The sequence below is a fragment of the Streptomyces sp. SID14436 genome (assembly GCF_010548465.1).
Classification (GTDB): domain Bacteria; phylum Actinomycetota; class Actinomycetes; order Streptomycetales; family Streptomycetaceae; genus Streptomyces.
The window spans coordinates 21455-27454 of the sequence record NZ_JAAGMD010000394.1 but is presented as its reverse complement, the minus strand read 5'-3'; the positions used below and the strand labels follow the sequence as shown (position 1 = coordinate 27454).

Annotated in this window: 6 protein-coding genes and 1 pseudogene; 4 read left to right on the top strand and 3 right to left on the bottom strand. The window is 71.1% G+C overall.

Annotation, left to right across the window (positions count from 1 at the left end; genetic code table 11):
- Nucleotides 1-573: 573 nt before the first annotated feature.
- Entirely contained in the window at nucleotides 574-1335 is a 762-nt protein-coding gene (locus tag G3I53_RS13970) for a DDE-type integrase/transposase/recombinase (protein WP_164334455.1), read from the top strand.
- Nucleotides 1336-1428: 93 nt separating this feature from the next.
- Here the strand turns inward: G3I53_RS13970 and G3I53_RS33855 are convergent, their stop codons facing one another.
- Nucleotides 1429-1995 (bottom strand): phosphotransferase, encoded by a 567-nt coding sequence (locus G3I53_RS33855; protein ID WP_239063871.1) that lies wholly within the window; start codon nucleotides 1993-1995, stop codon nucleotides 1429-1431.
- Nucleotides 1992-2225, bottom strand: coding sequence for a sigma-70 region 4 domain-containing protein (locus G3I53_RS33850; RefSeq protein ID WP_239063869.1), 234 nt, complete (start codon nucleotides 2223-2225; stop codon nucleotides 1992-1994). Before G3I53_RS33850 ends, G3I53_RS33855 begins: the two co-directional genes overlap by 4 nt.
- A 191-nt stretch (nucleotides 2226-2416) precedes the next feature.
- On the opposite strand from G3I53_RS33850, the gene G3I53_RS34545 reads away from it, so the two are divergent.
- Nucleotides 2417-2656, top strand: a complete 240-nt coding sequence (locus tag G3I53_RS34545; RefSeq protein ID WP_343240617.1) for a hypothetical protein — start codon at nucleotides 2417-2419, stop codon at nucleotides 2654-2656.
- A 466-nt stretch (nucleotides 2657-3122) separates the two neighbouring features.
- Here the strand turns inward: G3I53_RS34545 and G3I53_RS13955 are convergent, their stop codons facing one another.
- The gene (locus tag G3I53_RS13955) at nucleotides 3123-3323 is read right to left on the bottom strand and encodes a hypothetical protein (protein ID WP_164334456.1); all 201 of its coding nucleotides are present in this window, start codon (nucleotides 3321-3323) and stop codon (nucleotides 3123-3125) included.
- Nucleotides 3324-3542: 219 nt separating this feature from the next.
- Here G3I53_RS13955 and mobF point away from each other — a divergent pair.
- Together mobF and G3I53_RS13945 are read left to right on the top strand one after the other, a co-directional pair.
- A pseudogene (gene mobF, locus G3I53_RS13950) lies at nucleotides 3543-5301 on the top strand (MobF family relaxase).
- Complete coding sequence (locus G3I53_RS13945; protein ID WP_164334457.1) at nucleotides 5298-5645, top strand: hypothetical protein; 348 nt, start codon at nucleotides 5298-5300, stop codon at nucleotides 5643-5645. Before mobF ends, G3I53_RS13945 begins: the two are co-directional and overlap by 4 nt.
- The last annotated feature ends 355 nt before the right edge of the window (nucleotides 5646-6000 follow it).

Genomic DNA, 6000 nt, shown 5'->3' with positions numbered 1-6000 from the left:
ACATGACCGCGCCCCGGCGCCCCATGGGGATGGGGAGCCTGCTTCATCCGTGCGTGTGTGCCTGATCGGCGTGTTGGGATGGATGAGGCCATGGCGGACAGCCACCCACCCGCACGAGGTGCAGCCGGGGGTGAGGAGTGTCCGATCGGGTTCCTGGTGGCGAGGACATGCTGCGGCGGTGGCCGGCTGGCCGGCTGGCGGGCGTGAGGGCGCGGTGGCGCGGTGGCGCGGTGGCGCGCTTGATGGCCCTTGACTCCCGGGGCGAGTTGGCCACCGAGCACGCGCGGGCAGTCGCTGGGTCTCTTGGTGTGTCACTGCGGACGGTGTGGAACTGGGTGGCGGTGGCCCGGCGCGATGGGCGGTTATCCGCACGGACCCCGTCACGGGCGGGTGTGTCGCCAGATGTGCGTGTTCGTCTGGCGGTTTGGGGTGGGAACGTGTCAGCGGTCCACCGCGAGCTGCTTGCGGAAGCGGCCGCGGCTGGTGACCCGGGCTCGGTGCCTTCTCTTCGGACCCTGCACCGCGCGGTACGCCGGGACTTGTCGGCGGGGGAGCGGGCCGGGCTGAAGGGCGGTGAAGCAGCACGTCGTCGTTACGACGTCTACGGCCAACGGCCGCCCCACGCACCGCAACGCCTGCTGGGAGGGTGATCACAAACGTATCCCGGTCCGTGTCGCCCTGGACGGGGCCGCGGTGTGTCCGTGGGTGACGTGGTTCATCGATGTGGCGTCGAAGGTGATCGTGGGGGTAGCGGTCACACCGCACCAGCCGGCTCGGGACGCCGTCCTGGCAGCGCTGCGTTCGGGGTTCAGCCGGGCCGCCCCGTACGGGCCGTTCGGTGGCCTGCCGAGCCGGGTTCGGGTGGACCGAGGCAAGGACTTCCTCTCGGGTGCGGTTGCGAGGGCGCTGGCCGGCTTCGCGGTCCCCGTTCACGACCTGCCTGCCCACAAGCCCTACCGGGAGGGCACCGGGGAGGCCTTGAACAGCGCGGTGGAACAGATGCTGCTGGTCTCCCTGCCGGGCTACACGCGCCGTGCCTGCCCGCCCCGCGCAGGCACGGCGGCCGGATCCAGTGGAGGAACTGCTGTCCTACCCGGACTGCGTCAGGGGCCTGCTGGACTGGGTGGCCTGAACACCGAGCACCGCCCGGCTGGCGTCCCGGACGGGATGACCCCGAGCGAGGCGTGGGGGGCGGATCCGACACCGATCGAGGACGTGCCTGAGAAGCATGGCTTCGTTCATCTCCAGGAACAGCGTTTGTCGACCGGTTCTGGAGTCAGTTGTCGATCAGCGGACTCGCCAGTGTCGAGGAGAAATGACGGCACTGCCGAGTGAGTGAGGCAAGGTGGGACGGCCAGCCGCCCGTCAGGGCGGCTGGCCGTCGAGGTAGGTAGCGGCAGAAGCGACGGGTATGTGGCGGCCGCGGTGCTATGAGACCGACAGAGCCGGCGCTTCCTTCGCGTTGTGCTCGGCGATTTCCTGCATCACCGTGCGGTGCGGGAAGTCGCCGTCGAGCAGGCGAAGGGGGACAGCCACCAGTGAGAGACGTATCGCGAGCATGTAGAGGTCGAGCCGTGCCGGATGGAGTCCGGGGCGGGACAAGGCTGAGTACTGGTCACCGAAGCGAAGCTGCAGGAACACGTGCTCCCACTCGACATCGGAGAACATCAGGCCCTCGATGTCGATGAGGACGGGGTGACCGGAGTCATCGACCAGGGCATGGTCGGGCCCGAGTTCTCCGTGGATCAGTCCGTGCTGACCTTCGGCGATCTTGTCGACGTGGGCGGCGGCGTCCGGCTCGTTCAGCAGCCACCGGCACACCACCTCCAGGCGCTGCCCGGCCTGGGCAGCGCGGGCGGTCTCCACGGCCGGTGTCCGGCGGGAGGCGTCGGCGGCCAGCTGCCGGAGGGCTGCGGCCACATCGAAGCGCTCGGTGCCGGAGACGGGGATCTGCGTTTCGTTGAGCAGAGCGTCGATGGCGGTGGTCACGGTCATTCCCCCTTCTGCTTGTGCTGGGGCTTCTTGCGCTCGTCGGGCAGGCCGAGTTTCACGCGCAGACGGTCCTTGCCGCGGCGCAGGTGGTGGCCGACGGTGCGCTCGTCGATTCCCATGAACCAGGCGATCCTCGTGGTGGGGTAGCCCAGCAGGTAGCGCAGGACGATCACCTCGAACTGCCGGTTCGGCAGCTCCGCGATCGCCTCGTACAGGCCGGTCGTGGACTGCATCCTCTCCAGCCGGTCCTTCGTCGCGGCCAGGGCCTGGGTGATGGGGCCGTTGATGATGTGAAGGCCGGCGCGCGCCCCTCGGACTCCAGGCGGTCGCGGACGGCCCGCCGCACGATCGCCCACGCGCCCTGTTCCACGTGGCCGGCGCTCAGCAGCTCCGGCCAGCCGGTGTGGATCTCCAGGAAGACCTCGTGTATGACCTCTTCGGCGGCCGCGCGGGTGCCGCAGTGGACCTCGGCGTACGCGTGGAAAGCCTCCTGGTGCGCCAGGTAGAAGGCCTCGAAGTCGATCGGCAGGTCCAGCGGCACGTACATCGACTGGGACAGCCCGAGGCCGTGCTCCTGCGCGGAGCGTTCCTGTGCGTCGTCGTGACTCACGAACGCCTCCCGTCAGCAGGGGACATGAGCGAGTTCCTCTCCATCGAGGGGTAAGGGACCCGGCGCGAACTCGCATGCGCCGACGGGCCGTTGGGCCTGTCCTCTACCTAAGTGATTCGCGAGCCCGATCACTCATGCCGCCCCGCAGAAAATCACCGGCCGTCCCCGCCCGCCAGCACTGTGCCGTATTCAATAAGCGCCGCTAGTCACGCTTTGTGATGCCCTGACCAGGCATGACCCGGCCCTGCCGGGATGGCGAACACTCCTCCGCGCACCGAACGTGTTCCGCGTCACACGCTGCACTCCACCGGCGTGCGCCAGCTCCCCAACGGCGCGCTCCCCACAGCGTGCGCCGGTGCCAACCTCCTGTACACCGTCCTGCTGAGCGCATCGTCGTGGCCTTGCCGGCCCGCTGCCGCAGTAGCCGTCACCTCGGCTCGGCTGCCCACCCGCAGCGGCTGGCTGCTCGGCATCCCCGTCCCCTTCGCATGTGCCGCAGCGCAGTATTCGCACGGCGTAGTCAGGCGTCGTCCCCGGCCGCCAGCGGCATCGCCTTCTTCCACCGGGCGGACTGAAGCTGGTGACAGCCGGTGGGGCACCAGCGGTCCTTGATGACCTCTCGCTGCGGGAAGGAGAACGGGGCGCTCAGGACCAGGTACCCCAACTGCGTGGTGACGGTGTGGCAGAGGGCGCAGGGGATTCCGTCTCTGGTGATTTCCATGCGCGGGAGAGTGCACACGTCGGCGGGTTACCGTCTCGGGCTGGCCCAGCGGCCCGCCTGGTGGGCGCTGCGGTAAAGATCTGGTGATGGTCTCCCGCCCGGCGGGACGTACCCGGGATCGCGCTTTTGTGTAGGTCAGCGCCGGGGTTCCATGGGCTGATGATCAGTATGTCGCCAGTCCGCCCGGGGAACGGGTGGCGCTACCTCTTCCGTGACGTGATGGTGGGTGACGGCCACCGCCGGGCGGGCACGCCGCTGCGCGCCGCCCAGGACGAGGCCGGTGTCCCGCCCGGTGTGTGGAAGGGCCGGGGCCTGGCCGCGCTCGGCCTGACGGCTGGGGATGTGGTGACCGAGCGGCAGGCCGAACTCCTCCTGGGGGAGGGCCGGCACCCGGACGCCGACCGGATCGAGCGGGAGCTCCTGGCGCAGGGCAAGACCCCGGCGCAGGCGAGGCGGGCGACCGTGCTGGGCAGGCCCATCGAGCACAACCGCACCGAAGACCGACAAGGCCAAGGAGCGCACCCCTTGGCTGGCCTTCGACTTGGTGTTCCGGCCCCCGCCGACGGCCCACATCGCGTGGGCCCTGATGGACGACCGGCACCGCCGGGTGCTGGAGCTATGCGAGGGCATCGCCCGCGACAAGACCCTGGCGTGGCTGGAGGAGTCGGTCGCGGAGATCCGCTGGAAGGCCGGCGGCAAGGAGCGCGACCGGGTCAAGGACGGGCTTGTGGTCGCGGTATTCCAGCACTACGAGTCCAGAGCAACCGAATCAAGGCCGCTGCTTCACGCGCACGCGGTCGTGTCGATCCGCGCCCGGCGGCCGCACGACGGGAAGTGGGGCAACCTGTCGGCGGACTCGCTGATGACCCACATCGTCGCCGCCGACACCCTCTACACCCTGTACTTCATGGAGGAGGTATCCGCCCGGCTCGGGTGGGCGTGGGAGCCGCGCGAGGTGACGCCCGGCCGCAGGCCCGTCATGGACATCGCGGGCATCGACCAGCGGCTGATCGGCTGGCAGTCGACCCGCCGCCAGCAGATCGAGGACGCCCTGTCCGTCCTCACGGACAAGTACGAGGAACGGCAGGGGCACGCGCCGGGGGAGAAGGCCGGCTACGCGCTGGCCTGCCAGGCCGCCGACCAGACCCGCTCACCGAAGCGCACCGAGCTGCTGTCCCTGACCGAGCTCCGCAGGCGATGGCGGGAATCGGCGATCCGGGCGTTCGGCGCCTGCACCGTCTACCGGCTCGCCGAGCGGGCGCGGGAGGCGGCCGCGGCGGCGTGGGCGCGGGTGCGGCCGGTGGTCGACACCGTGCTGGCGGCCGTCGACGTCGTCGCCGTGGTGTACGTGATGCGCGGCGCGTTCAAGCGCCACCACCTGCTTGCCGAAGCCCGCCGCCACCTCTCCTACGTCCTGCGTGGCCGGCCCCACGAGCCGGGCCTGGACGAACGAATCGTGCAGACGGTCGTCGACGACTACACCCGCCCGGCGAGCCGGCGGATGATGACCGCCGACCTGCGCGCCCTGTATCCGCGCGACACCGAGGACCAGGCCGTGCTGCGCCCGCTGACCCGCAAGCGGACCGCCCCGCCGTACGAGCGAGCCCGCCTCGCCGCCGACGCCCTGGCCGCCCGTGTCCATGCGGTGCGCCGTGCGGAGCGTCTGCGCTCCCGTACCCGGCCGCGCACCGTGGCCGTGCCCGCCGCCTCGAGGTCGCACCCGCGGCCGTTCCGCACCGGCCCGAAGAACGGCCGCCTCCTGGAGCCGGAGACCGGCGTCGACACAGTGGAACGGACGCGCCAGACCTTGGAAGCCGCCGCCGCGCAGGTGGCCGCCATGCTCCAGGACGGCCGGCAGGCACGCGAAGCCGCCCACGGCCCTCGCCCGCAGCCCACCCCGGCGATGACCCCGCCGCCGCACACCCAGCAACCCGGCTCCCAACCCGCGCCGGGCCGAACCACAGGAGAAGTCACGTGACCACCCCGGAAGAACGCCCCAACCCCGACGACGCGCTCGCCCGCGCCCGTGCCGCCCGCAAGCAGATGGCCGCCGCGCTCGACGAGGACCAGGAGCCCGAAGCCGACGAGCCCCTGGGATGGCAGCCGATCTGGAAGCGCCCCCGGAAGCCGAAGTCGAAGGCCGCGAAGAAGGCGGAACTGCGCAAGCAGCGCAAGCGACTCCAGGAAGCCGGGAAACGGCGCCTGGCCGCCGCGAACTCGCGCCGGCCCCGCTCCCGGCAGAACCGGATCGGCAACGCCGCCGCGCGCCGCGACGCCCGCGCCCTGTCCCGGCTGCGGCACTCCAACGCCTGGCTGTGGTGACGATGCCCGGCACCGCCCACTGAGTGGAGTCCACCCGACGGCGCGCATCGCCACCGGATGCAGAACACCGGAGTGGGCTCCACCCAGTGGGCTCCACTCGGTGGACTCCACTGAGTGGAGCCCACTCCGGTGTGCCGGACGACGATGGACTCCACCGTGGTGCGCACCGCGATGGTGCGCCACGGCGTCCGGCACCACACCACTCCGACGATGCCCGGCACTCTCTCGCGCGCCGGTGCGCCGCACCCGACGCTCCGCACCGCACCGGTGCGCACGCCGCCGGCCGACCCTTGTTCGGAGGCGGTCGGACGCGCGCGACCCCCTTGTCCGGCTCCGCTACCGCGCCGTTTCTCCT

What these genes read in the sequence shown, in the direction of transcription:
- G3I53_RS33855 (WP_239063871.1), bottom strand. Translation starts at nt 1,995, where the DNA reads ATGACCGTGACCACCGCCATCGACGCTCTGCTCAACGAAACGCAGATC.
- G3I53_RS33850 (WP_239063869.1), bottom strand. Translation starts at nt 2,225, where the DNA reads ATGCAGTCCACGACCGGCCTGTACGAGGCGATCGCGGAGCTGCCGAAC.
- G3I53_RS13955 (WP_164334456.1), bottom strand. Translation starts at nt 3,323, where the DNA reads ATGGAAATCACCAGAGACGGAATCCCCTGCGCCCTCTGCCACACCGTC.